The 24,548-nt window shown below is 55.6% G+C and carries 23 protein-coding genes and 1 pseudogene; 15 read left to right on the forward strand and 9 right to left on the reverse strand.

Going from position 1 to position 24,548, the window contains the following annotated elements; genetic code table 11:
- Positions 1-43: 43 nt before the first annotated feature.
- From D8U71_RS07270 to D8U71_RS07285, 4 genes are all read right to left on the reverse strand, one after another.
- On the reverse strand, positions 44-565 hold the full coding sequence (locus D8U71_RS07270) for a hypothetical protein (RefSeq protein ID WP_071173012.1): 522 nt from the start codon (positions 563-565) through the stop codon (positions 44-46).
- Between the two features lie 160 nt (positions 566-725).
- On the reverse strand, positions 726-1,292 hold the full coding sequence (locus D8U71_RS07275; protein ID WP_347233376.1) for an alpha/beta hydrolase: 567 nt from the start codon (positions 1,290-1,292) through the stop codon (positions 726-728).
- Positions 1,293-1,296: 4 nt separating this feature from the next.
- Positions 1,297-1,824 (reverse strand): PAAR domain-containing protein, encoded by a 528-nt coding sequence (locus tag D8U71_RS07280; RefSeq protein WP_277751618.1) that lies wholly within the window; start codon positions 1,822-1,824, stop codon positions 1,297-1,299.
- Positions 1,825-1,926: 102 nt separating this feature from the next.
- A complete protein-coding gene (locus tag D8U71_RS07285) occupies positions 1,927-2,595 on the reverse strand; it encodes a ribonuclease T2 (RefSeq protein ID WP_130887502.1) in 669 nt (222 codons plus the stop codon).
- A gap of 164 nt (positions 2,596-2,759) precedes the next feature.
- Here D8U71_RS07285 and D8U71_RS07290 point away from each other — a divergent pair, with 164 nt between their 5' ends.
- The 7 genes and pseudogenes from D8U71_RS07290 to D8U71_RS07320 form a co-directional block, all read left to right on the forward strand.
- The gene (locus D8U71_RS07290; protein WP_122752110.1) at positions 2,760-3,230 is read left to right on the forward strand and encodes a hypothetical protein; all 471 of its coding nucleotides are present in this window, start codon (positions 2,760-2,762) and stop codon (positions 3,228-3,230) included.
- 102 nt (positions 3,231-3,332) lie between these two features.
- The gene (locus D8U71_RS07295) at positions 3,333-5,030 is read left to right on the forward strand and encodes a copper resistance system multicopper oxidase (protein ID WP_130887503.1); all 1,698 of its coding nucleotides are present in this window, start codon (positions 3,333-3,335) and stop codon (positions 5,028-5,030) included.
- Between the two features lie 11 nt (positions 5,031-5,041).
- Positions 5,042-5,911, forward strand: coding sequence for a copper resistance protein B (locus D8U71_RS07300; protein ID WP_130887504.1), 870 nt, complete (start codon positions 5,042-5,044; stop codon positions 5,909-5,911).
- Between the two features lie 32 nt (positions 5,912-5,943).
- Positions 5,944-6,318, forward strand: a complete 375-nt coding sequence (copC, locus tag D8U71_RS07305) for a copper homeostasis periplasmic binding protein CopC (RefSeq protein ID WP_056791417.1) — start codon at positions 5,944-5,946, stop codon at positions 6,316-6,318.
- Between the two features lie 3 nt (positions 6,319-6,321).
- Positions 6,322-7,191, forward strand: a complete 870-nt coding sequence (copD, locus tag D8U71_RS07310; protein WP_130887505.1) for a copper homeostasis membrane protein CopD — start codon at positions 6,322-6,324, stop codon at positions 7,189-7,191.
- A gap of 58 nt (positions 7,192-7,249) precedes the next feature.
- Complete coding sequence (locus D8U71_RS07315; RefSeq protein WP_123442038.1) at positions 7,250-8,035, forward strand: transporter substrate-binding domain-containing protein; 786 nt, start codon at positions 7,250-7,252, stop codon at positions 8,033-8,035.
- A gap of 102 nt (positions 8,036-8,137) precedes the next feature.
- A pseudogene (locus tag D8U71_RS07320) lies at positions 8,138-8,293 on the forward strand (DUF6691 family protein); the annotation flags it as partial.
- 58 nt (positions 8,294-8,351) lie between these two features.
- Here the strand turns inward: D8U71_RS07320 and D8U71_RS07325 are convergent.
- The 3 genes from D8U71_RS07325 to D8U71_RS07335 all read right to left on the reverse strand — a co-directional run bounded on the left by D8U71_RS07325 (position 8,352) and on the right by D8U71_RS07335 (position 12,052).
- Positions 8,352-9,161, reverse strand: coding sequence for an EAL domain-containing protein (locus tag D8U71_RS07325; RefSeq protein WP_071173021.1), 810 nt, complete (start codon positions 9,159-9,161; stop codon positions 8,352-8,354).
- A gap of 139 nt (positions 9,162-9,300) precedes the next feature.
- Entirely contained in the window at positions 9,301-11,235 is a 1,935-nt protein-coding gene (locus D8U71_RS07330; RefSeq protein ID WP_122746872.1) for a methyl-accepting chemotaxis protein, read from the reverse strand.
- A gap of 454 nt (positions 11,236-11,689) precedes the next feature.
- On the reverse strand, positions 11,690-12,052 hold the full coding sequence (locus D8U71_RS07335) for a hypothetical protein (RefSeq protein WP_016775441.1): 363 nt from the start codon (positions 12,050-12,052) through the stop codon (positions 11,690-11,692).
- 1,471 nt (positions 12,053-13,523) lie between these two features.
- Between D8U71_RS07335 and D8U71_RS07340 the strand changes: the two genes are divergently transcribed.
- Positions 13,524-14,645: a DUF4062 domain-containing protein gene (locus D8U71_RS07340; protein ID WP_130887506.1), complete on the forward strand. Its 1,122-nt coding sequence runs from the start codon at positions 13,524-13,526 to the stop codon at positions 14,643-14,645.
- Positions 14,646-14,697: 52 nt separating this feature from the next.
- On the opposite strand, the gene D8U71_RS07345 is transcribed toward D8U71_RS07340, so the two are convergent.
- Positions 14,698-15,696 carry a phage portal protein gene (locus tag D8U71_RS07345; RefSeq protein WP_241664213.1) on the reverse strand — a complete coding sequence of 333 codons (999 nt, stop codon included), beginning with the start codon at positions 15,694-15,696 and terminating at the stop codon, positions 14,698-14,700.
- A 185-nt stretch (positions 15,697-15,881) separates the two neighbouring features.
- On the opposite strand from D8U71_RS07345, the gene D8U71_RS07350 reads away from it, so the two are divergent.
- The 4 genes from D8U71_RS07350 (at position 15,882) to D8U71_RS07365 (ending at position 19,361) form a co-directional block, all read left to right on the forward strand.
- Positions 15,882-17,054: a polymorphic toxin type 44 domain-containing protein gene (locus D8U71_RS07350; protein ID WP_130887508.1), complete on the forward strand. Its 1,173-nt coding sequence runs from the start codon at positions 15,882-15,884 to the stop codon at positions 17,052-17,054.
- On the forward strand, positions 17,041-17,460 hold the full coding sequence (locus D8U71_RS07355) for a hypothetical protein (RefSeq protein WP_016775446.1): 420 nt from the start codon (positions 17,041-17,043) through the stop codon (positions 17,458-17,460). Before D8U71_RS07350 ends, D8U71_RS07355 begins: the two co-directional genes overlap by 14 nt.
- A 470-nt stretch (positions 17,461-17,930) precedes the next feature.
- Positions 17,931-18,905, forward strand: a complete 975-nt coding sequence (gene dusA / locus D8U71_RS07360; RefSeq protein WP_177434885.1) for a tRNA dihydrouridine(20/20a) synthase DusA — start codon at positions 17,931-17,933, stop codon at positions 18,903-18,905.
- 75 nt (positions 18,906-18,980) lie between these two features.
- Positions 18,981-19,361 (forward strand): DUF2388 domain-containing protein, encoded by a 381-nt coding sequence (locus tag D8U71_RS07365; protein WP_130887509.1) that lies wholly within the window; start codon positions 18,981-18,983, stop codon positions 19,359-19,361.
- Here the strand turns inward: D8U71_RS07365 and D8U71_RS07370 are convergent, their stop codons facing one another.
- Entirely contained in the window at positions 19,362-20,195 is an 834-nt protein-coding gene (locus D8U71_RS07370) for an undecaprenyl-diphosphate phosphatase (protein ID WP_016775449.1), read from the reverse strand.
- A 571-nt stretch (positions 20,196-20,766) separates the two neighbouring features.
- Here D8U71_RS07370 and D8U71_RS07375 point away from each other — a divergent pair.
- The 3 genes from D8U71_RS07375 (at position 20,767) to D8U71_RS07385 (ending at position 24,230) form a co-directional block, all read left to right on the forward strand.
- On the forward strand, positions 20,767-21,507 hold the full coding sequence (locus tag D8U71_RS07375) for a winged helix-turn-helix domain-containing protein (protein WP_123442007.1): 741 nt from the start codon (positions 20,767-20,769) through the stop codon (positions 21,505-21,507).
- Positions 21,508-21,784: 277 nt separating this feature from the next.
- Entirely contained in the window at positions 21,785-22,444 is a 660-nt protein-coding gene (locus D8U71_RS07380) for a helix-turn-helix domain-containing protein (protein WP_041477289.1), read from the forward strand.
- Positions 22,445-22,835: 391 nt separating this feature from the next.
- Entirely contained in the window at positions 22,836-24,230 is a 1,395-nt protein-coding gene (locus D8U71_RS07385; protein ID WP_016775452.1) for an undecaprenyl-phosphate glucose phosphotransferase, read from the forward strand.
- Positions 24,231-24,548 lie beyond the last annotated feature (318 nt).

A 24,548-nucleotide genomic window follows, 5' to 3' on the forward strand; every position in this document is an offset into this window, starting at 1 on the left:
GGGGGTGGATGCGGGGGGATTTGCCTGAATCCCCCGAGGATCTTTATTCGGGTTTGTTGATTTCGCGGAGCAGGTCGGCGGTGGGGATGTTCATGGTGTTTGAGTAGTAGGTTTTGTAGCCAAAGGCGGTGATGACGACTTTGCAGGGGATTTGGGTTTTATTGTATAGGAGGTTATTTAGCTCCGTTGTTGACAGGTGACGTTGTGAACTACGGTCGCTGGAGGTTTCAACCAGAAACGCGCTGGTGAGATAGGAAGATTTCTCTTTCTCTCTCTTGCTCACGTCTGAATCAATCAAACCTACGGCAGAAAATTGCATTGCTTTATCAACCGAGAAATCATGGTCATCCGCCAAGGCACACTCAAGCGTCCCTGACGCCATACCGACTCCCTCTCCACGATTAAAAAGATCCAGAACATCAACGTCCGATTGATATCGGATAGCGTACAATCGAAAACTTTCTCTTTCGACCGACACATAATTCAAATTTGCTGGAGGCTTCGCATGGTCTTTCGCACAGCCGGAACAAACGGCTAACAATGCGCAAAGCAAAAATCTGCACATCACGAAAACTCCCTCATGACTGATTCGAACAACAAATCGCTTGCGGATTTAGCTCCAGAGATAGGTGCGACAAATAGACCTTTAGCGTCTGCATGATTGGTATCTACGTTAGCATTAAGGGAAGGACCGCAAGATATGAGCCATTTTTCGCCAAAATCCGCTACACCATCTGAGGATCTCTTTGAGTAGGCATCGCTCTGACGTTTATCCAATCCTCCGCAATGGGCTCGGGACGCTCACGAGAGATATCCGAGCCTACCCACACCAATGCGCCTTCACCGACAGGGTCCAAAGTAATCAGCATAGGCACTCTGTACCCCCACTCCGACATTATTCTCGTAAGGTGCGCCCCATTCCCCCCCCCAAGACTATGTCCAATAATGTAGATAGGGCAGCTTTTGTACGGTATCAGACTCAAAACATGTCGCTGAATATCTGACTTGCCTCTGACCTCGTTGTAGCCCAGCCACTCCGACTTGTATTTCCCCTCATCTTGTAACGACTCAGCACGCTTATTAAAGTCCAGCCACGCCCGTTGTATATTTCGATACGGCCCAGAGAAGTAATAACTCTCCTTATCCCCGGCCCCACCAATAAAAAGCACAATCGCCTTGGTACTTTCCACCGGCACAGGCTTGGCGCTGACATCCTTCTTGTCGGTCAGCGTATGCTCCTTGTGCAGCTTGTAAGTGTTGCCCTTCGCGCACGTTACCGTCTCCGCAGCCATTGCCTCACTCCTCCAAAAACAGCTTGATGGTTTCAGTCAGGTGCGAACTGACTTCGTGAGTAAACCCGTCGGCATCAGACACGCCATGCTCCATGCGCCCGTCGGCGCGCTGGATCATATAGGGATGGTTGGGCATCGGTTCGCCAGTTACATCGTTGACCAGTTTCAACTTGTCGGTGAAGTGCACCGGCATCGGCAGCAGACCACTGAAAGGCGCCGCGACTACGGTGTCGCCAATGATCACCGTGCCTGAACCGCCGATGACGACATTGCCGTGGCCACCGGTGCTGTCCAGCGTCGCCGCGTTCAAGCCATTGATGAACACGGTGCCAGATACAGCGCCGCTGATCGCACTGCCGCAAGCGGACTTGTCGGTCATGCGCGCAGCCGCCAGTCCATCAAAATTGACATTTGGCGAGCCGCTGACGATCGGGTTGGTGCCGTGTCCCGGCAACGGGCAAGCGGTGGGGTCGGTGACGCGGGCAGCGGGTTTTCCGCTCATGAACAGCTCCTTGCAATGTGTCGTGCAGATCCTTTGAGGCGCGCAGCATGCGCAAATTTGCCAAGCGCTACAAATCGTCAGGCAAAAAAGGCGCTCATGCGAGCGCCTCTTTTCATAGGCTGTTACTGATGCTCACCGTACCGGCGGCACCCGAATATCCCCCGCCCGGCACTGCGTCTTCACCCCTTTGCCACACGCGCCGAACTGCAAATCCTTGTCCATGCACACCCGCACTTCCGACAGCTGCGGGCCGCTGCAAACCACCGCAATTCCATCTTCGGGAATGCCCGGATTGGCCTTGCGAAACAGATCGACAATTTCCTGCGCTTCGAAGTAGTACGACGTCGAGCCGAACGGCTGTAACGCCTGCGGAATCTTCACTGCGCCGAGGGCCTGATCGGACTTGTCCAGATAGCCCTCCGCGCCGAGACCGCTGCAGGTACCGTGCTTGGACCATTCGTGATCAAGGAGTTTTTTCGTCGGGTACATCGTCAGGCCCTTGCTGGTTTCTGCCGCCGATAGCCTGGTCAGCGGTGGGCAGGACTCTGGCCAGCCGCCCTTGGCGTATTGCGGCCACAAACCGTGCAGGACAAAACCATAACCCTTGCCGGTGCACTGCGCGTCGTCCTTGTGCGACAGACAAAAAGTCGGCGACCAGGACAGCGCCAGCAGGTAGTAGTCGAACACCCCCGCCACCGATTCCGCCTGCGCTTTGTTCGACGCCGGCTGACGCGCCGAACTCATGCCGATGCTACCGGCCGTCAGCGCGATCAGCGCCAGAATTGTAAACAGCTTTTTCATTAACCCGTTCCTTGGGACGCCTGCGTCCGTGGTTTTCGTTGTTGGCCAGGCTTGGCCAGTGCTGATTTCGACACGCTTGTATTGCAAGCGCATGACGCAAGGCAAGGCCCTGCGCCGTGCAAAGGTCTACGCTGAACAGGCAGACATCCAACAAGGGAACCGACATGAGTAAAGCAGACGAACTCGCCGCCAGACTCAAGCAGACACGGCACACCCAGGCTGATGCGGCGCTGGAAATCGATTGCTGGCCTGCTCAGGTGTACGACTTGTACCACCGCATTGAGGGCTGGCTGCAGCCAGTCACCGAAGTAGGACTGAAGATTCGGCGCAATCCTACGCACGTTTGCGAAAGTTCGCCGGACGGCGAAAGCCACGACTACGCCATCGACCAGTTGGTGATCGAAGCGAACAATCACAGTCTGATTTTCGATCCGATTGCGCGGTTCACCGAGGACGGTTGCGGACGTGTCGAGATCAAGGTGCCAGGGCGCGATCAGTCGTTGCTGCGCACGGTTGACGAGCATGGCGAAAGCCATTGGTGGTTGCAGACTATCGAGACCGGCCAGGAGCTGGATGCGATCGCGCTGACGGAAAACAATCTGCTGCAAGTGGTGCAGCAAGGGTTGAGCCTGTAAGCCGCCCAGGTTAACTGACAAAACTGTAATGTTTGCCTCAGCCAACTGAAAGCCGGGGCTGGCTAGTCTCTCTGTCATGAGCCAGACGGGGATTTCCAGCGCATGCCTTCCATTCTCACAAGACGCACTTTTGTCAAAGGCCTGGCCGCCGGTAGCTTGCTCGGTGGCCTCGGGCTCTGGCGGACACCGGTCTGGGCGCTGAACGGCGCCGCGCCCGTCAACGAACTGAGCGGCAACGAATTCGAGTTGTTCATCGGCGAAACTCCGGTCAATTTCACGGGTTCGGCACGCACAGCGATGACCATCAACGGCAGCCTGCCCGGCCCGCTGTTGCGCTGGCGCGAAGGCGATGCCGTGACGCTGCGGGTGCGAAACCGGCTCACCGCCGACACCTCGATTCACTGGCACGGCATTCTGCTGCCGGCGAACATGGACGGCGTGCCGGGCCTGAGTTTCCACGGCATTGAACCGGGCGGCGTGTACGTTTACCAGTTCAAGGTTCGGCAACACGGCACCTACTGGTATCACAGCCATTCCGGGTTACAGGAGCAGGCCGGCGTCTACGGGCCGCTGGTCATCGAGGCCAAGGAGCCAGAGCCCTTCCAGTACGATCGCGACTACGTGGTGATGCTCAGCGACTGGACCGACGAAGACCCGGCCAGACTGATGAAGACGCTGAAAAAACAGTCCGACTACTACAACTTCCACAAACGCACCGTCGGCGACTTTATCAACGATGTCGGTGAGAAAGGCTGGGGCGCCACGGTTGCCGATCGCACGATGTGGGCGCAAATGAACATGAACCCCACCGACATCGCCGACGTCAGTGGCGCCACGTACACCTTTTTGATCAACGGCCAGGCCCCCGATGACAACTTCACCTGGCTGTTCCGTCCCGGCGAAAAACTGCGCCTGCGCCTGATCAACGGCTCGGCCATGACCTATTTCGATGTGCGTATTCCGGGATTGAAAATGACAGTGGTGGCTGCCGATGGCCTGCACGTCAAACCGGTCAGCGTCGATGAACTGCGCATTGCCGTGGCCGAGACCTATGACGTGATCGTTGAACCTGAAACCGAGGCCTACACCCTCTTCGCTCAGGCGATGGATCGCAGCGGTTACGCCCGTGGCACTCTCGCCACACGCCCCGGCATGTCGGCAGCAGTGCCGGCGCTGGATCCGCGTCCGTTGGTGAGCATGGACGACATGGGCATGGGCGGCATGGACCACGGCAGCATGGACATGAGTGCCATGGATCACTCCGCCATGGGCCCGATGCAAGCCCATCCCGACAGTGAAAACAACAATCCGCTGGTGGACATGCAGGCCATGATCACCGCGCCAAAGCTCGACGACCCCGGCCTCGGCCTGCGCAACAACGGCCGCCGAGTGCTGACCTACGCCGACCTGCGCAGCGCCTTCGAGGACCCGGACGGCCGCGATCCGGGCCGCACCATAGAACTGCACCTGACCGGCCACATGGAGAAATTCGCCTGGTCGCTCAACGGCATCAAATTCTCCGATGCCGAGCCTCTACGGCTGAAATACGGCGAGCGCATCCGCCTGGTGCTGGTCAACGACACCATGATGACCCACCCGATCCACCTGCACGGGATGTGGAGCGATCTGGAGGACGAAAACGGCAACTTTCAGGTGCGCAAACACACCATCGACATGCCGCCCGGCAGCCGCCGCAGCTATCGCGTCACCGCCGACGCCCTCGGCCGCTGGGCCTATCACTGTCATCTGCTTTATCACATGGAAACGGGCATGTTCCGCGAAGTGCGGGTGGAAGAATGAAGAGGTCCATCATGACTCGACTCAGCGTGTTCTCGCTGATGCTCGCCGGCACCTCTGCCATGGCTGCCGACGCCATGCACGGCATGGACCACAGCCAGATGCCCGGGATGGATCATTCGGCAATGCAAAGCATGGACGACGGCATGATGCAGCCCGCCGCGCCCAGCGAAAGCCGCACGCCGATTGCGCCCGTGACCGACGCCGACCGCGCTGCGGTGTTCACCAGCCCCGGCGGTCATCAGGTGCATGACAGCGTTATAAACAGCTACTTTCTTGCCGACAAACTCGAATGGCAGAACGCCGATGACGGCAGCGCTTTGGCCTGGGATCTGTCCGGCTGGATCGGCGGGGATACCGATCGGCTGTGGCTGCGCTCTGAAGGCGAGCGCAACAACGGCAAGACTGAAGACGCGGAAATTCAAGCGCTATGGGGCCACGCGATTTCACCCTGGTGGGACGTGGTCAGCGGCGTGCGTCAGGACTTCAAACCCGGCGCACCGCAAACCTGGGCCGCGTTCGGCGTGCAAGGCATGGCGCTGTACAACTTCGAGGCCGAAGCCACGGCTTTCCTCGGCGAGGGCGGCCAGAGTGCGGTACGCCTGGAGGGCGACTACGACATCCTGCTGACCAATCGACTGATCCTGCAGCCGACCGCTGAACTGAATATCTACGGTAAGAACGATCCGCAGCGAGGCATCGGCTCAGGGTTGTCCAATACCGAGGTAGGCCTGCGGTTGCGCTATGAAATCCGCCGCGAATTCGCGCCTTACATCGGCGTGACGTGGAATCGCACTTACGGCAACACCGCCGACTATGCCCGCGAAGAAGACGAGGATCGCAGTGAGGCGCGCCTCGTCCTCGGCGTCAGGCTGTGGTTCTGAATTCTTCTACAAAAACAAACCGGAGACCTTGCATGCGCACATTGACCCTGCCCCTGATATTCGCCAGCGGATTGCTCCTGAGCACCCTTGCCCAGGCCCATCCGAAACTGCTCTCGTCGACGCCAGCCGAAGGCGCGGAAGGCGCCGCGCCGGGCAGGATCGAGCTGCACTTTTCCGAGAACCTGGTCACGCAATTCTCCGGGGCCAAACTGGTAATGACCGAAATGGGTGGCATGGCTCACTCGCCGATGCCGATGAAAGCCAAAGTCAGCGCCAGCAGCGATCCGAAAACCATGCTGATCACCCCGCTCGCCCCGCTGCCTGCCGGCACCTATCAGGTGCAGTGGCGCGCGGTGTCCGCCGACACGCACCCGATTACCGGTAACGTCACGTTCAAAGTGAAGTGAACAATGGCGGACCTGCTCAACATCATCCTGCGGTTCGCCTTGTATGTGGATTTGCTGCTGTTGTTCGGGCTGGCGTTGTTTGGCTTGTACAGCTTCAACGCGCTGCTGCGGTTCCGTCCGTTGTTGCGGGGCATGGCAGTGACAGGCGCGTTACTGTCAGTGGCCGGGCTGGTGCTGATGACCCGCGTCATGAGTGGCGAAACCCAGCTCGCGGCATTGTGGCCGCACCTGCAGATGATGGTGTTGGAAACGGACGTCGGCCTGGCGTGGGCGCTGCGGATGACAGCGCTGGCCATCGTGGTGATCCGGCCGGGTCTGTGGCCAGCGTCGTTGGCAGGCGCCATTGCCCTCGCTTCGCTGGCGTGGAGCGGGCATGGCGCGATGGACGAAGGATGGCTGCGGTTCTGGCACTTTCTCAGCGACATCTTGCACTTGCTTGCGGCGGGAGCGTGGTTGGGTGCCTTGCTGGCGCTGGTGTTGATGGTGAGCGGGCGGATCGGTGATACACGCCTTCGCCTGCTCGCCGATGCAGTGAAACGCTTCGAATGGGTGGGCGCGGTGATCGTGCTGACGGTGTCGGTCACCGGCGTGGTGAATTATCTTTTCATCGTCGGCCCAAGGCTCGACGGAGTGCTGTTCGGGACCTACGGGCAGCTGCTGGCGATCAAGGTGCTGGTGTTTGCCGTGATGCTGGTGCTCGCTGCGTTGAACCGCTTTCATCTTGGACCGTCACTACAACAATCGCTGCGCGACGGCCAGCACCTCATCGCCGCGAAAGCGCTGCGACGCAGTGTGGTGATGGAGCTGGCCCTTGCCCTGCTGATCGTGGCGCTGGTGGCGTGGCTCGGCACATTGAGTCCGGACCCGGGATGACACCTGTGGAAGGCTTTCACTAAACTGGGCCACCTTCCCTTTCAGAAGCCCGATCTCAATGACAACACTAAAAAGCACGATGATCCTCGGCGGCCTGCTGACCCTGGCGACTGGCGCTCACGCCGACCCCGCCACGTCCCACCTCGACAGCATCCAGCAACAAGGCCAGTTGCGTGTCTGCACCACCGGCGACTACAAGCCCTACACCTTCAAGCGCAGCGATGGCGACTTCGAAGGCATCGACATCAGCATGGCCCGCTCCCTGGCCGACAGCCTCGGCGTCAAGGTGCAATGGGTGCAGACCACCTGGAAAACCCTGATGCCCGACATGCAGGCCGGCAAATGCGACATCGGCATGGGCGGCATCTCGGTCACACTGGAACGGCAGAAAAAAGCCTACTTCAGCAACACCCTCGACACCGACGGCAAGATCCCGCTGGTGCGCTGCGCCGACCAGTCCAAATACCAGACCATCGACCAGATCAACCAGCCCAACGTGCGCCTGGTGGAACCTGCCGGCGGCACCAACGAAGCCTTCGTCCACGCCTTCCTGCCCAAGGCGCAACTGGCCTTGCACGACAACGTGACGATCTTCCAGCAACTGCTCGACAACAAAGCCGACGTGATGATCACCGACGCCTCGGAAGCGCTGTATCAGCAGAAACTCAAACCGGGGTTGTGCGCTGTGAATCCGCATAAGTACATGCAGTACGGGGAGAAGGCTTACTTGCTGCCGCGCGATGACATGAGTTGGAAACTGTATGTCGATCAGTGGCTGCACTTGAGCAAGGTCACTGGCAAGTATCAGCAGACGTTGAGTGAGTGGATTGCGGTGCCGCAATAAGCCACTGAACCCGGCCACCGCGCGCGTTTAGGGAACGGTTCGCTCAATGCACGCGGTGTCGGGAATCTGAACGTGCTCAAACTGAATGCATTCCTGGCCGGCCTGCTGTTCGGCGTCGGTTGGGGGATAGCCGGCATCTGCCCTGGCCCGGCAGTGACCATCCTGTTGACGGGCCACTGGCAGGCAATGGTTTTCGTATTGGCGATGCTCGCAGGCATGGGGTTATTTACGCTGCTGGAAACCCGACGCAACCCGTGACCGCAAAACAACCGGCATTCAGGCGCATGGCACCGACGGCAGCCAATGTCGGTGGCGGTCAATGTTTTGCATAAGAGCGCGGATTGGATGATCTCCCCAGCCACGCACTCGTCGAGATCTGCGCCAACGATTTGAACGAGGGCCTGGCAAACCAGTAGCCCTGCATCAGATAAATGCCGCAATCGGCGAGAAAGTCTCTTTCCTCGGCATTTTCTATGCCCTCGGCGATCACTTCCACGCCCAACTCTCTGCACATGTTGACCACGTTGCGCACGATGGTCTGGCGTACGCGGTCACGGTGAATATTGCGGATCAGCGCCATATCCAGCTTGATCAGGTCCGGTTGAAAATCCGCCAACAAGTTAAGGCCGGAATAGCCTGCGCCAAAGTCGTCGATGGCCGTCTTGAAACCAAACTCACGATACTCACGCAAGATATTCATCAAGTGTTTGTTGCTTTCAACGTGCTCGCCTTCCACGGCTTCGAAGATCAGCCGCTCCAGCGGAAAGCCGTATGTGCGCGCCGCTTCCAATGTGCTGCGAATACACATCTCCGGCCGGTAAACGGCATTCGGCAGAAAGTTGATCGACAGGTACTGCGTCATGCCTAAGTCAGCCGCGGTGGAAATTGCCCGCACTCGACACAGTTGATCGAATCGGTAACGGTTCTGATCGTCCACCTGCTCCAGGACAGACAAGGCACCTTCACCGTTTACGCCGCGAACCAACGCTTCATGGGCAAACGTCGTTTGATCGCGCAGATCCACAATGGGCTGGAAAGCGAAGGCGAAATCCATCTCTGGCACACCTTTGTTTCTACAGCCCTGGCAGCCACCGGGAGACGCGAATGATTTTGGAAAGTCGGTCATGACACCCCTGATAACGGGTTGTAACCTTCCATGGTGATAAATGATCAGTTGCAGGATTGCGTCATCTGCAAACCAGGCAACAACTGCAGCCCTGCGGCGCCTGAATATGCAAAGGCGCCGCGTGCTCGACGTTAAATGGTCAGGTGCGGAAATGCGCGGTCATTCGCTGCAGGTCCTGCCCCAGTGACGCCAACTCAATCGTCGCCGCCGCACTTTCTTCGCTGGCGACAGCCGACTGGTCAGCCACATCACGCACACTGACAATGCTGCGGTTGATTTCGTCGGCCACGGCACTTTGCTGCTCGGCGGCGGCCGAGATCTGCAGACTCATTTCCTGGATCGTACCGATGGACTGATTGATCTCGGTAATCGCCAATTCGGCCTTCTGCGCCAGTACCACCGTATCGAGGGTGCGTTCGCGGCTTGAGGTCATCAGCGTCGCAGCCGCTTGCGTGCCTTGTTGCAGGGTGACGATCAGCGCTTCGATTTCCTTGGTCGAGTCCTGCGTGCGCTGCGCCAGCGAGCGCACTTCGTCTGCTACCACAGCAAAACCACGACCCTGCTCACCCGCCCGCGCGGCTTCGATAGCGGCGTTCAACGCGAGCAGATTGGTCTGCTCGGCGACGGCTTTGATCACATCGATGACTTTGCCGATCTGCTCGCTATCCTGAGTCAGCACATTCATCGCACCGCCCAACTCTTCAATGGCCATGGCAAGTTCGCTGATCTGCACCGTCGCCTGCTTCACCACCGTGCTGCCGTGGCGCGCCTGCTGATCGGCGAGGGTCGCGGCAGCGGAGGCATCGGTGGTGTTACGCGCAACTTCCTGCACCGTCGAAGCCATTTCGTGCATCGCCGTGGCAACTTGATCCACTTCGCTTTTTTGCTGACGTACACCTGCGCTGGTCTGCTCGCTCATGGCCGAGAGCTTTTCCGCAGAGGTGGAAATCTGCGTGACGCCATTGCCGATACCTTGCACCAGCGTGTTCAGGTTCTGCGCCATCTCCTGCATCGCATTTTGCAGATCGCCCAACTCATCTTTGCGCGCAGACCTGGCCTGGACCGTCAGGTCGCCTTTGGCAATCCGTCGCGCCAGATCAACCGTCAGCGCCAGCGGCGCAGTAATCTGGCGCGAGATGACCACCGAAGCCAACAGCCCGATCACCAGCGCCAGCGCAGTCAATACCGCCATCTGAATAAAAGCCGAATGCTGATCCTCATGTGCAAGGCGCTGCTGGGTGTCCATCAGGCCACTCATGATCTTGTCCATCGCCTTGCTTTCCTGGTCGACCTGCTCGCGCATGTTCTGCTTCTGCTCAAACAGCCCGGCCACTTCCACCAGTACTTCGCGATAACGCCGCATGCCGGCGTGGGCTTCTTCCAGTTGGCTCGACAGCGCCGTCGGCAGGCTGGTGCGCGCCTTGCTGATATCACTCAAGAAGGTATCGATGGTTTCCATCAGCAGTTTTTTGTTCACGTCGTTGGGCACCGCAATGTAACGACGCAACATCAGGCGAAACGTGGTCATGCCATTGCGCAAGTCGGCCACCGTACGCAGCTCCCGAACGCGTTCACCATCGGCAGACGCCAGTGCACTGGTCGTGGTGCCTTCAAGCATGCCGGCAAAAGTTTGCGCGTACTTGTCCGACAGCGCCGTCAGCGGTTTCAACGCATCCGTGGTCGACTGGTCGGCAGCGATCAGCCGTTTGACCTTCTGGTCGTAGGCAACAATCGTGGTTTGCAACGCCTTCAGGGCTTGCTGGTTTTCAGCGCGGGTCAAGGTGTCCAGCGCCTTGCCCACAAGGCCCTGCAAGACATTCAACTGCGCGTTATAGGACTCGGCGAACGCTGCGTCAGCGGCGGCTTCGTACTGTTTCTCGGACAGACGCATATTTTGCGTAGCGTCATTCAACGTGCCGATCAGACGCGTCGTACTCAAGCGATCAACCAGCACGCTGTTGCTGTTATAGCCAATGAAGGCAACCGCCAAAACGGCCAGCAGAAGAATGCCGAAGCCGGTTCCCAGCTTGCGGGAAACTTTGATGTCACCGAGGAAATTCGATGCTACTGCCATATTCAGCCTCAAACGTCCTGACGCGAATCGCCAGGCATAAAAAAATTGATCTCCGGTAACCACAGTCACCGTCCAGACATTCGGGGGTCGTCATCCAGGGCGTAATACGGGACGCTCCAGCTGTCCCGGGAATGCATATGCCTATGCTGTTGAAGCGTCGAAAAGAGACCCGACGCGAGCACCGGCAGACAAACCCAGCACGTCGCAACAGAGCATTTGCACGCTGGATTTATCGTTTCAGCAAAGGTGTCTGGAGGGATGCTATTAATTTTGCGAAAACTTGTACAATTTTATATTTTTGTATAATCGTTGAACTTTTTGAGTGGCGTGATGACGCATTGCCATCATGATTTGTGGCACATCGCTATCGGCGTGAAAAGACGATGAAAATGTCAATGCAGAACCCCGCCCCTCTGCAGCAACGGCGTGCCGCATGCCACAGAGGGACACGGGTTTACGGCTTGATTTCAACCTTATCCAACGCCTGATTCACCGCCAACTCCGCCAACATCACCACCTGCGCAATGCCTAGCGCAGATTTGCGGCGCGAGTTATCCAGCGTCGCGGCAAAGTTGTTGAGCATTTCGGAGGCAGAACCCAGGGTTTCGCAGGCATTGGCCAACAGGGATTCCATGTCGTACTTGGGATTGGCGAGGTACATGCGTTCGGGCGCATCGGTGCTGGCCCTGATTAGGCTGGCGGGAAGGAGATAGTGATCAAGCGCGCGCTCGGCGGCTTCGTGGAGTTTTTTGGAATTGGCGGATTCGTAGGGGGATGCGGGGTCGGTTTCTGGCGGGTTGGGTGTTGGTTTGAACATGGTGTAACTCCTGACGGATTAACGAAAAGGAGCCATCACTCTCGCTACCAAACGAAGGGTGGAGGCCATACGCAGGTTGGTAGACCGGTCGTCAGGAACCCCGGCGCATCCGAAGACGCCCCGCGCATGACCACCATAAAACGAAGACGAGAAACGTCATCGCAAGACAGTAGTCTTGTGCTTCTGACGGAGCGGGCTACCAAACCCGATCACTGTTTTCAGTGACCCGGAGACGATAAAACCCGCAGGCTAGACGCACAAGCCGGCGGATTCTGTCTTAGGTGTAGGGGGAGGCGCAAGACAAGGTAGGCTTCGGATAACTTTCACCAGTCAGATTTAAACAAGCGCCTGCGCAATCGTTTAAACGCATACTGAAGGACAGAAAACAGGCAGAAATACACTTCCTCCCATCAGGCCGAGCGCGTCGGAGCCCAGTTCAAACCACAAACAGCGCCTCGCAAGCCTTTGCCTGTTCGCAGACCTGATAAACTCTTGCGCCTTCGCCTTCTTGATCCAGATTCCTCACATGTCCCTACAACCCGTCACACTCTCCCGCCGCTTCTCCGTCGCCCCGATGATGGATTGGCACGGCTAATTCTACAGGCCGCTAAAGTCGAGGCCTCCAGCGGCATCTAGAAACGCACGTACCATTTTCGTACCACCCCATTTCCTTTTTCCCCAGGCGGGACAAGCGAACTTCCTCTCGCATCGTCGGCGCACCCGCCTGTCGCTCCAATCCAGAGCACTTCCCACAAACGTTTTTGTCGCGGGCAAAACGACTGCGCACGAGTGTCTCTTCGTCATCTGCTTGAGTAAGTGGCGAGGCGATCAGCTGTACCGCCTGATAGGTAATGTTCCTTTTTCGGGAGAGGCATCGGGAAAAGGTAATTTTGGTAAGCCGAGCGGTCGATTTGGCTGAAAGCCTTGATTTCACTGGGCTGCAAAGGATCGGAATGAAGTAATTTTTGAGTAATGTAGAAGTAAGGTAATTACCTTTTAAAGAAGTAATATTTGTTTTTGCGCTTCCCTTACAAATCAATGACTTACAGCGACATTACTTTTTTCATTACTCAAAATTACTTTCTGAAGTAAGCCAGCAAAGCCAATGAATACAGGGCTTTCGCCGGTGTCCCGATATTCGGATTACCACATTACTTTTTTCCGATGGCGTTCCTGAAAAAAACGCATCGAAAGGTTGCGTCTACCTGCCTTCCGTTTCGCCAGGTCCGTCCTGTCAGATAACCACCCTTCGCAGGGATCCGCAGGCTTTTTGAACTTCGACACCCCTACTACAGCGCCCGGCCGGGGGGGGCGCTCGGCCAGGTGCAGGACTGCGGAAAAAAAGACCCATTTAGCCCGCAGGCGAGGTGGGGGGACGACGGCACGCACCAGCTTATAAACGTGACCGTAGACACCCCAATGGCAAAAAGCTATCGTCCACCACTACATGGAAGACGCCAAAGGACAGACGATGAAACGTAAACTTCAAGTTTTTATATCCAGCACTTTTACAGATTTAATCGAGGAACGGCAGGCTGCTGTGAGTGCGATATTAAAGTCGGGACATATCCCGGCAGGCATGGAACTATTTACCTCTGGCGATAGATCCCAAATGGATACCATTACCCGATGGATCGATGAATCAGATGTATATATGCTGATTTTGGGGGGACGATACGGGTCGGTCGAACCGCTGACAAACTTAAGTTATACCGAGCTTGAATTTGACTATGCAGTAGAACAAAATAAACCGATGTTCTCCGTTGTCATAAACGAGCAAGCGCTGGAAGTAAAAGTTCGAGAGCATGGCACTACTTTCCTTGAAAAAAACAATCCAAAAGAATTAAAATTATTTCGAGAAAAAGTGCTTTCAAAAATCTCTTCATTTTTCGATGACACAAAAGATATAAAACTTTGCGTACACGAAAGCCTAGCTGACTTCTTGAACAATCGAGATCTTAAGGGTTGGGTATCTGGCCATGAGATTGTGGACACGACCCCATTATTTGATGAAATAAAAAAACTTTCAGAAGAAAACACTTTACTCAAAGAAACGATTGCTGCGCTGGAGAAACCTACTCCAACAGCACCGGAGGAAGTGAAGGGTAGTGATCACCAATTTTCAGAATTAATTGACACCCTAAAAAGCATAATGATTAAGGTGCCAGCAGAAATTTCCACTGCTGGCGAAGAATATGAACTTAGCCTGCTGACTATTTTCTACTTCAATAAGGACTATTTAGTTGCAGGAATAACAAACTCAACATCAGGAAATGCCGTTAGTAAATTTCTTTACTACAACATCTGCACCAAACTTCAGGTATACGGACTAACAGATAACGAAAAAGTTACTGGGGTAAGATATCGCCGCTGCTTTGTAACTAGCTTAGGCATGAAATTCCTGGCACATTATGAAAAAACCCAATTAGCAGAAAAAAAATCAAAAGCCACAACTAAGGAGACAAAAGAAGCGAAAGAGGCGAAAGAGGCGAAAGAGGCGAAAGAGGCGAAAGAGTTAGAAAAACCCAAAAACGAAGTTACAGAAACAAAACCCGCCGCCCCCAAGAAACAAAGCTCCCAAAAAAACAAATAAAATCAAAAGATCTAACACAAGATCACTTTATTAGTGACCTTGTGTTGGCCATTCAAATCTCATACGGCCTAAACTTAATCACTTCGTCTCCCGCCCAGTCATTTAGCTGCAAAATCCTCGTCTGAATCGGCTCCAGCTCGTTGGCGGCATAGATCTGCGCCGCCTCCCTGATTGATCCGAACCCGCCCGCGTTCTGCGGAACGATGCCCATCAACTGCGGCGGAATACGCAGGCTCGCCAACACATCATCCCGCGTCTGATTCTTGATCGAGTTGAATTCATCCTTCGCTGCCACCTCGCTCACCGGGATCAGCTGGATCCCGTCCTTTTTGCCGGTCGGCGAGTAAACAAACAGATTCCGGAAATTCCCCGGCCCCTTCGACTCCTTCAGCGCCTTGCGTAGCGCATCAATGTCAGCCTCGGTCTGCGCCGCGTCCGTCATGTACAGAATGAAACCTGCATGACTGCCATTCTCGTAATACTTGCGTCGAAACAATGTCGCCGACTCGTTCAATAACGCCGACTGCAAAGCGCTGATCCACTCCGGCAACCCATAAATCTCCTGGTGCAGATCTGCTTCACGCAGATGAAAAATGCTGTCCGCCTCAAACGCGTGTTCATCCTTCCACCCCCGTACCTGGTAGAAGCGCCCATCCGGCCCGGCACGCATGTATTTGGCCAACGGCGTCTCCAGCTTACGAACACCGCCCAATCGCGACCGCCGCCCCTCAAGGTAGCCATTGCCCAAGCACAGGAAATCCAAAGCAAACTGCTCAAACGAAGCCCGCGACAGCAACGGATGCGGGATAAACGTCTTGCTCAACAGGTTGCGCTTGAACATCAACCCGGAATGCAGATGCACGTTCGCCCCCACCGACCGAGCCAGCCCGTCCAGCGACAGCGGCGGCTCATACCACCGCCCGTTGAACCAGCACTCCAGGTAGTCGAAAACCTCTCGACCACCCAGCACCGGCGTCGGCTCGCCGAAGGAAAACACCTGCGTCCCGGCGCCGGTGGCGGGTGTGGTCGCGGGCAACATCTGGTTGGCCATTTGTTCATTCATCAGTAAATCTCCATACGCCCGGTGTTGGCAGTGGTCTGCCCCTCAAGCGGTTGGTGACCTCAATCCAGTCCCACCTCTCCTCGGAGACCCTTTCGCCATTTTCCGGTAACCTTTCAGCACCCAGGCCAGTCCTGGCGTAAGTCAATGGACGATGGAAACAAGGATGATATTGAATGATTTCCTCTGCACGATTAGGCGACAAACACGTCTGCCCATTACCAGGTCACGGCACTACCCCGATCGCCTCCGCCAGCGGTGACGTAAACATCAATTTCATGGGCTCTGCTCGAGTCGGTGATACGTGTGGTTGCGGAGCGGTGATTACAACAGGCTTCCCATCTATTCAGGTCAACGGTCGCCCAATGGCCCACTTGGGCAGTCCGACCAGTCACGGCGGCACAGTCATAACCGGATCAGGTGACGTCGGTGGCGGCTTCGTGATGGGGGACGCAGGCGGTGCAACGATCATCAATTTCATGGCGCTCGGAGCCTTCCGCCCCGACGGATCCCTGGACGATGAGAAGATGGCAACGTTGCTGGCCGACCTGAAACTCACTGAAAAAGCCAAAGCAGCAAATGCTCTGGTTGAGCCAAAGTCCGCCGCAAAGCAGCCTGATAAAAAAACCGAAGAGAAACCCGAGCCAAAAGCCGCACCCGCTGCCTGTAAAGACCCGGACATGATGGAGCAACTGGCGACTTACATCGCGGCCGAGATGAACACCAACATAAATAGCCCAGCCGTTCGCCAGATGAAGGAACTGAACAGCTACGACGCACATGCAAAAACCAAGGAATACATGGCACTGCCCTTTTACCTTCAGCTCGGTCCCAAGCCAGACTTCTATAGCTTGGCGCTGGGAATGAAGGCAAAGGCTCTGGCTATCTGGACTGAGCGGGTTGGCCAGAATCGCCCATGGGACCACAAACCGATCATCCGCAGGACTATCGGGGGCGTTTGGCACAAGCAGGGAGAGTACGATTACTTCTACGATATTTGGTCGAACATTCATTACGGCTATGTGGGCAGGGCTGGCGGCCTATCCGAAAGTGCATTACTGGATGGTGCAGGTGGCGAGCAGATCGTTTCTGACGCTTTACGAAAAGCCCAGGAGGTCGTAACGAAACCAAAAGAACAGTGGGAGCTACCCGGCCCAAACCGTTCAGGCAATGTCGACGGTTTGAGAGCGTGGGACGATGCGCCCGACCGAATATCCATCAGTATCGGCGTGAAGCTCTATCGCCAACATCCCAATGGGGGCATTACCGCCAAAATGATCATGGATCAGGTGCTTGCAGTGCCCTCTAAAGAATGGGGAAAAGGAATCAAACTACATGAATGCAAATAAAACCAGACGCCGGTATGGGCGCTGGATCCTTCTGGCGCTCATTGCTCTTCCAATCGCTGTCTGGTACCTCGGCTCCCCCGTCGTAGCGGTCAATTTTTCCCCGAACAGTGAGGGAGAATTTCACTACGTTTGGAACACCCAGGACAGGATTCATAGAGGCGATATCAAGCATGGTGGCGCAGCCGTCGAGTTCGGCTACCTATTTCCTGATGACGATTTTTTCATGATGTTTGATTGGTGGACTGATAAAGGTTTTCAGAGGTGCATCGACATCAGCCCCAAATGGGGCCGAACCATTGATATTTATCTGGATGCAACAGGCAGGATCGATATTGCTAAAACCGGCCCGGACGTTATTGCTCGAATAAAACAATGCACTGGCGAACCTGACCCTTTCCGACCATGAGTTAGCCGTGAGCTCTCATGGAACAGCAAGTAGGCCACATCGATCGTCATAGATGGGGCGGCTGCGCCCCAATCTACTCCGAGAATCCCATTCAGTCTTTCCAGCGCAATCAAGACTGGACGTAAGTGCAGCCATTGATGCACTCGAATCCTGCGTTATCGCCCGCTTGAGCGCCCGCTCATCCAGCTCTGATTCGCGCTCGTGTAGTTCGTTTCCGGGGCGCAAATCTCGCTCTCTTGGTAGACTTGCACTCCATTCCGCCTGATGTGGTGCTGCGCGGTGTAACGCACAGCTCACATCCGCCAGTTTTCGAGTCCCGACAACTGCCATAACCGAAAGTGGTACGCATTGGCTTCGAGTGGGTACATCGTACCAATCAGATCCCGAAAACCCTTGAACACGCCCAAAAGCACGCCGAAAACACGTTGAGTAAAATGGTCCAGAATCAGAGCTTCAGCCCAGTAAAATCCATGCCTGAGCCGTCTCGACGCTTCAGTGTGGCACCCATGATGGATTGGACGGACCGCCATTGCCGTTTCTTCCTACGTCTCCTATCGAAGAACGCCCTGCTCTACACCGAAATGGTCACCACCGGCGCTCTGCTCAACGGCGATCACGAACGTTTCCTGCGTCACAACGAAGCCGAGCACCCGCTCGCGTTGCAGCTCGGGGGTAGTGTTCCGCTCGATCTCGCCGCCTGCGCGCGCATGGCGCAGGAACATGGCTACGACGAGGTGAACCTGAACGTCGGCTGCCCGAGTGATCGTGTGCAAAACAACATGATCGGCGCGTGCCTGATGGGGCATCCGCAGTTGGTGGCCGATTGTGTGAAGGCGATGCGTGATGCGGTGTCGATTCCGGTGACGGTGAAGCACCGGATCGGCATCAACGGGCGCGACAGTTATGCCGAGTTGTGCGATTTCGTCGGGACTGTGCGGGATGCCGGATGCACGAGTTTTACCGTGCATGCGCGGATTGCGATTCTGGAGGGGTTGTCGCCGAAGGAGAATCGCGACATTCCGCCGTTGCGCTATGACGTCGCGGCGCAGCTGAAGGCGGACTTTCCGGAGCTGGAAATTGTGCTGAACGGCGGGATCAAGACCATGGAAGCCTGCCATGAGCATTTGCAGACCTTCGATGGCGTGATGTTGGGGCGTGAGGCTTATCACAATCCGTATTTGCTGGCGGAGGTGGATCAGCAGTTATTTGGCAGTTCGGCGCCGGTGATCAGTCGGGCTGAGGCGTTGGCGCAGTTGCGGCCGTATATCGCCGAACATCTGCTGGCCGGTGGTGCGATGCATCACATCACGCGGCACGTGCTGGGTTTGGGCACGGGGTTCCCCGGGGCGCGCAAGTTTCGTCAGTTGTTGTCGGTGGATATCCACAAGGCAAAAGATCCGTTGGCGTTGCTGGATCAGGCGGCTGAGTTGCTTGAAGGTCGTTGATTGATGGTTTGAGTGTGCGGGCGCCGCATGAGCGTTGCCCGCTGTTTTGTTGTACTGACAGGATGTCTCTTGGTTATGCCCGCGTTTAAACGTGCTCTATTCAATCGCTTCACCCTCCTCGCTTTATGCTCGACGGCTTCCTCCAACATCTTCGCCGACTGCAATTTTGCGCGAGGGTGTGGTGAAGGGAGCGGTGGCCCATTTGAATCAACGCAAATGTCCGGCTTTCTGGTGTTCACGGCGACGATGGTGTCGGTCGATGGAACCTCGGACGTATCCGGCCTCAAAAAACGTGTTTACTCGGCTGAGGAAATCGAAGCCGCGCGGTACTTCCTGGCCAGCGACGGCATGCTGCAGGCTGCGTATTTCACCTCGGCCTTGCAGCGCTTTCGTCAGGAGTCGTCGGATTCGACGTTAAACGATCTCGCCGTGGCGGCGTTGATCAGCGCGCAGTGATCAGGCGGCCGCTGCGGCGGTCCAGTTGACCCAACCAAACAGCCACGTCGCCAGAATCAACAATCCAAAACCGATCCGGTACCACGCGAACGCGGCATAGCTGTGGTTGGCAATAAACTTGAGCAAGCCGCGTACGGCGATCATGGCGAAGATGAACGCGGTGACGAAGCCGAGGGCGAAGACTGGCAGGTCGTTGGGTTGGAACAGGTCGCGGTATTTGTAGCCGGAATAAACGGCGGCGCCAACCATGGTCGGCATGGCGAGGAAGAACGAGAACTCGGTGGCGGCTTTGCGCGATAGGCCGAAGAGCAGCCCGCCGATGATGGTCGAGCCGGAACGCGAGGTGCCGGGAATCATCGCAAGACATTGTACGAAACCGACCTTCAACGCGTGGGACCAGCGCATGTCGTCGACATGTTCGACGCTGACTACATGGCTGCGCTGTTCGGCCCACAACATGACGATGCCGCCAACAACCAGGGCCACCGCAACGGTGATTGGGTTGAACAGGTATTCATGAATCGCGTCGGCGAATAACACGCCGAGGATAACGGCCGGGAAAAACGCGATCAGCAGATTAAGGGTGAAACGTTGCGCGTTGCGCTCGGTGGGCAGGCCTTTGACGATTTCGAAGATCTTCGGACGAAATTCCCAGACCACAGCAAGAATGGCCCCCAGTTGAATAATGATGTTGAACGCCATCGCGCGTTCGCCGCCAAACTCGAGCAGGTCGGCGACAATAATCTGGTGGCCGGTACTTGAAATGGGCAAGAACTCGGTCAAGCCTTCTACCGCGCCTAATATCAACACCTGGAAAAGGGTCCAGAAATCCATTAATCCTCCGTCAGAGCACTCAGGGTGAGCGACCAGTCAATAACACTCAGGGGTTGAGTATCTGAGTTACACAATTGGCGCATATGAAGATCCAAAGATCGCAGCCTTCGGCAGCTCCTACATTTGGAATGCATTTCCATGTAGGAGCTGCCGAAGGCTGCGATCTTTTGATTTCGAAGAATAGGTCTAACGGACTGCCACACTCAAGTCATGTTAGTAATCGTCGGCCGACGAACTAAACGGAAAAAATTTACATCTATTACTACAAATATTTCAGTTCAGATATGAAGTGTGATCAACCTCACACATTGTTGACATGGCCAATCAATGGCAAAAGGACATAGACAAAGCCATCGCCACAAGCTCAAAATAGTGGCACCATTGCATATAGCCATCACTTACGCATTAGTTCACAAGCCCGAGAAAATCAACTAAAAGCCTGAAAAGCTTAGTTATTGTTAGAAAACTCGGGAGACACGTCTAAAATCCGCACAAATGTTACCAATTGTCAGTCACAGATGAGAACCGGTGCTTTAACATCCCGATGTCAGCACCTAATTCGAGTCAACGCATGATGCTCTCAGGGAACTTGGCGACGAGAAGTCCGCGCCCGACAAATGATGAATCCGGTGTTCTTGCGCTGGGTCGTACACTGGGTGTGGCTGATCATTTGAGATCGCTGATCGCAAAGCACGTGCAACCCGATATGACCCTGGAAACAGGTGCTTTCACTAGTTCATATAAACAGCACGGCTACATAGGTTCCTATCGCGCCATTTTCGTCATCATCGATAGTCCACAAGCCATCGAAGAAAATCTGGCCCTGGTGCAGACCCTGCGCGATGACAACTTGAAGCCACTTATTTGCGCTGTCGTTACCGGCCGCGGTGCCGTCAACAAGATCAAATATTTCCTCGCCGGGGCGGATGCCTGTATCAAGCTCAACACATTGAGCGATGACAGCGAAGACTTGCTCGCGGAGTTCTTCAACAGCGAAGACTGGCAACGAGATATCAATCTCACGCTTGATCCGACGCGGATCTGCCTGATGGACAGTCGGCGCAAACTGGATATCTCTTTCGCTGAAATGAAGATCCTCGAGGCCTTTGCGCACACCGGCAATCACATTCTGAGTCATGATGAAATCGCCAGCATCATGGGCCTCAACACCAATTTCTACGACCCTCGGGCACTGGAAAAATCAATCAGTCGCTTGCGTGGAAAAATCAAGGACATGTATGGTACAAACGCGATTCAGAGCATCCGCGGCTACGGCTATCGCCTGATGCGGGGCCTGATATCGACTGCCTGAGTCTCGGGCAGTCTTCCCTTTTGCATACGTACGAAGGATCGTCTGATGCAGCCATATCGTTTCAATTGCGCCTCATACTTATTAAAACTCAAGCACTTGAATGAGCACGGCATCACGCCACATAACAATAAAACTCCATAACATAGCAGCAGATCGAGTGGAATTTATCGATGGCCATTTTCGGCCAGAACCCTGCCTACGATTACTTCCGAGGAAGTCATTGCTCGCCTGCCGATTTATCTTTTAGCCAATTTTGGTGTGTATTTAGGAGAGAGACATGGAAACGAGTACAACCCTCCCCAGAAAATATTTTGTTGTTGTGACGCACAGCACAACGTCGCAACGTGAACTGGAAAGCATCTTGTCCAGTGAGCGTTTCAATTCGTTTGGCACGTCGCAGGCACAAATGTTTGTTGAAGGTGTTGCTTCGCCCTCTTCCGCCCCGATGGTCATGGAGTTCAGTTACCCAAGCCTCAGCCGAAAGAATGTTGCGCGCAGTATCGAACATGATACTCAACGCATACTGGCCACTCTTGAAAATGAATGGCGAGCCGCGCAAACAGACAATCCGTTTCAAAGCTTCCCGACCCGCAGTGCAGAACGCGCTCATATCTCCAATGTCAGCGAGAGCACTGAGCCTTGCAGCGACACCTGGCATCTTGACGATGAACAAGGCGTGTTGCTCAAGGACAATGTTGCGATCAGCCTGACTGGTTTGGAAACCGCTCTGGTCAGGAAAATGCTGAGCCATGAAGAGCGCGTGGTCAGTCGTGATGACCTGATCATCAGCATTGGCCGGGAACCCGAGCAATACCGTGGCCTGGAAATGTGCCTGAGCCGATTGCAGGATAAATTCAAGAGCGCAAGTAATGGCGAGCGATTGTTCCGAGCCGTAAGAAATCGCGGATATTGCCTGATCCAGGAAGTCGTTGCTTAATCACAAGCGACACACAAACCAAGACAAACAGATATAAAGTGCGACTACAACAACAAGAAGAGCACTCTGTTTGGGTTCACCCTCCCTGATTCGATAAAAGCTTCCCTGCCTCCACCCCTCAACAGTAACAAATACCCCCTCGCTTTTTCATCCCCCGCTCTACGACCTTTTCTAACAGCCATTTATTTAATTATTAAAAAGTTGGCATTGTGCCATCTTGTTAGAACTCGTCAGACACCATTCCCAGCAATAACTTAGTCTATTGGCTGACGACAGTTCGGCTCTCGATGTTGTTACCTCAAGACACTCGCTAAAACAAAAACAATAAGTCTGCATAACAACTCGGCTTTCAACTGTTGAAACCTGAATGGACGTCTTTTGGGGATATCGTATGGATCTTTCTCTCAGTATTAATCGAAGCACGGGCCTCAAGGGACTGACCTTTTGGGGCCAATGGGCGCTGGCACAGGCTTTCGTTGTGACGCTGCTGTTCATTCTCGCTGAACAGCACACCGGCACCGTCGCGTTCTACTACCGAATGTGCGCCACCCTCGCCGTCCTGGCTTCGGTGCCGGCTTACACATTCAGCGGCGTTTATCGCAAACGCGACAACTACCTGACCGGCCTCGGCCGCTTGTTCATGGGCTGGTCGATGACCATGGCCGCGCTGGCGTGCATCGCGTTTGTCTGCCAGGCCGATGAGCTGTTTTCCCGTCAGGTGATTCTCAGCTGGGCGGTGTATGGCTTCCTCGGTCAGGCGTTCCTCTACGCGCCGCTGCATGCATTTTCCAAGTACTACCAGCGTTCGCGTAAAAGCGAACACCGAACGTTGATCGTCGGTACTGGCGAATTGGCGTTGGGCCTGGCGAAAAAGCTCAGCCAACTGGAAAACCTGCCGCTGATCGGTCTGGTCAGCAACGGTGACAAACCGGTCCTCGCTTCCGACGCACCGCGTGTCGTTGGCGCTCAGGACGAGTTGCTTGAGCTGATCGAAGCCCACGACATTCGCCGCCTCTACATTACTCTGCCGCTGTGCGAAGCCGCGAAAATCGAAGCGATGTATGTCGACTTACTCGGGGCTAACGTCGATGTAGTGTGGGTGCCGGACTTGAACAGCCTGACCCTGCTCAACCACTCGGTGAAAGTCGTGGACGGCTTGCCGGCGATTTACCTCAACGAAAGCCCGCTGACCAGCCGCCCCACCGCTGCTCTGAGCAAGAGTCTGGTTGAGAAAACCGTGGCATTCCTGGCGATCATCGCGCTCAGTCCGCTGCTGTTGATCATCGCTCTGGCGGTGAAAATCAACTCGCCCGGCCCGGTGTTTTTCAAGCAGGACCGCCATGGCTGGAACGGCAAGGTGATCAAGGTCTGGAAATTCCGCTCGATGCGTGTCCACGATGACCGCGAAGTGAAACAGGCCAGCCGCAATGACTCGCGCATCACTGCAGTAGGTCGTTTTATCCGCCGCACTTCCCTGGATGAGTTGCCGCAACTGTTCAACGTGTTGCAGGGGCATATGGCGCTGGTAGGTCCACGGCCGCATGCGGTGGCGCACAACAATTACTACTCCGGCAAGATCCTCGCTTACATGGCGCGTCACCGAATCAAACCGGGCATCACTGGCCTGGCACAGATCAGCGGCTGCCGCGGTGAGACCGACACCATTGACAAGATGCAGAAGCGTGTCGAGATCGACCTGCAGTACATCAACAGCTGGTCGTTGTGGCTGGATCTGAAGATCCTCGTGAAGACGCCGTTTACGTTGTTGTCGAAGGATATTTACTGAGGCTTAGCGCTGCAGATCACAAGGGGACGAAAGTCCCCTTTTTTGTGGGCGGGATTTGGGTAACCGGTATCGACTACAGGTGCGCCCCCGTGGGAGCGAGCCTGCTCGCGAAAGCGGTGTGTCAGGCGATGGAGATGCTGGATGTGCCGGACCATTCGCGAGCAGGCTCGCTCCCACAGGGATCAGGGTTAGGGTCGAAAACTGTGCTGTAACACAACCCCTGTGGGAGTGAGCCTGCTCGCGAAAGCGTTGTGTCAGGCGATGAAGATGTTGGATGCGCCGGCGCCTTCGCGAGCAGGCTCGCTCCTACAGACCAGC

It is taken from the genome of Pseudomonas sp. Sample_21 (genome assembly GCF_004307525.1).
GTDB lineage: Bacteria > Pseudomonadota > Gammaproteobacteria > Pseudomonadales > Pseudomonadaceae > Aquipseudomonas > Aquipseudomonas atacamensis.

Coding starts and splice junctions, on each gene's coding strand:
- D8U71_RS07330 (WP_122746872.1), bottom strand. CDS start 11,235: ATGGCAGTAGCATCGAATTTCCTCGGTGACATCAAAGTTTCCCGCAAG.
- D8U71_RS07385 (WP_016775452.1), top strand. CDS start 22,836: ATGGATCTTTCTCTCAGTATTAATCGAAGCACGGGCCTCAAGGGACTG.
- D8U71_RS07275 (WP_347233376.1), bottom strand. CDS start 1,292: ATGGCTGCGGAGACGGTAACGTGCGCGAAGGGCAACACTTACAAGCTG.
- D8U71_RS07335 (WP_016775441.1), bottom strand. CDS start 12,052: ATGTTCAAACCAACACCCAACCCGCCAGAAACCGACCCCGCATCCCCC.
- D8U71_RS07340 (WP_130887506.1), top strand. CDS start 13,524: ATGAAACGTAAACTTCAAGTTTTTATATCCAGCACTTTTACAGATTTA.
- D8U71_RS07315 (WP_123442038.1), top strand. CDS start 7,250: ATGACAACACTAAAAAGCACGATGATCCTCGGCGGCCTGCTGACCCTG.
- D8U71_RS07375 (WP_123442007.1), top strand. CDS start 20,767: ATGATGCTCTCAGGGAACTTGGCGACGAGAAGTCCGCGCCCGACAAAT.
- D8U71_RS07295 (WP_130887503.1), top strand. CDS start 3,333: ATGCCTTCCATTCTCACAAGACGCACTTTTGTCAAAGGCCTGGCCGCC.
- D8U71_RS07285 (WP_130887502.1), bottom strand. CDS start 2,595: ATGAAAAAGCTGTTTACAATTCTGGCGCTGATCGCGCTGACGGCCGGT.
- D8U71_RS07350 (WP_130887508.1), top strand. CDS start 15,882: ATGATTTCCTCTGCACGATTAGGCGACAAACACGTCTGCCCATTACCA.
- D8U71_RS07345 (WP_241664213.1), bottom strand. CDS start 15,696: ATGGCCAACCAGATGTTGCCCGCGACCACACCCGCCACCGGCGCCGGG.
- copD (WP_130887505.1), top strand. CDS start 6,322: ATGGCGGACCTGCTCAACATCATCCTGCGGTTCGCCTTGTATGTGGAT.
- D8U71_RS07355 (WP_016775446.1), top strand. CDS start 17,041: ATGAATGCAAATAAAACCAGACGCCGGTATGGGCGCTGGATCCTTCTG.
- D8U71_RS07370 (WP_016775449.1), bottom strand. CDS start 20,195: ATGGATTTCTGGACCCTTTTCCAGGTGTTGATATTAGGCGCGGTAGAA.
- D8U71_RS07270 (WP_071173012.1), bottom strand. CDS start 565: ATGTGCAGATTTTTGCTTTGCGCATTGTTAGCCGTTTGTTCCGGCTGT.
- D8U71_RS07300 (WP_130887504.1), top strand. CDS start 5,042: ATGACTCGACTCAGCGTGTTCTCGCTGATGCTCGCCGGCACCTCTGCC.
- D8U71_RS07365 (WP_130887509.1), top strand. CDS start 18,981: ATGCCCGCGTTTAAACGTGCTCTATTCAATCGCTTCACCCTCCTCGCT.
- D8U71_RS07290 (WP_122752110.1), top strand. CDS start 2,760: ATGAGTAAAGCAGACGAACTCGCCGCCAGACTCAAGCAGACACGGCAC.
- D8U71_RS07380 (WP_041477289.1), top strand. CDS start 21,785: ATGGAAACGAGTACAACCCTCCCCAGAAAATATTTTGTTGTTGTGACG.
- dusA (WP_177434885.1), top strand. CDS start 17,931: ATGCCTGAGCCGTCTCGACGCTTCAGTGTGGCACCCATGATGGATTGG.
- D8U71_RS07325 (WP_071173021.1), bottom strand. CDS start 9,161: ATGACCGACTTTCCAAAATCATTCGCGTCTCCCGGTGGCTGCCAGGGC.
- copC (WP_056791417.1), top strand. CDS start 5,944: ATGCGCACATTGACCCTGCCCCTGATATTCGCCAGCGGATTGCTCCTG.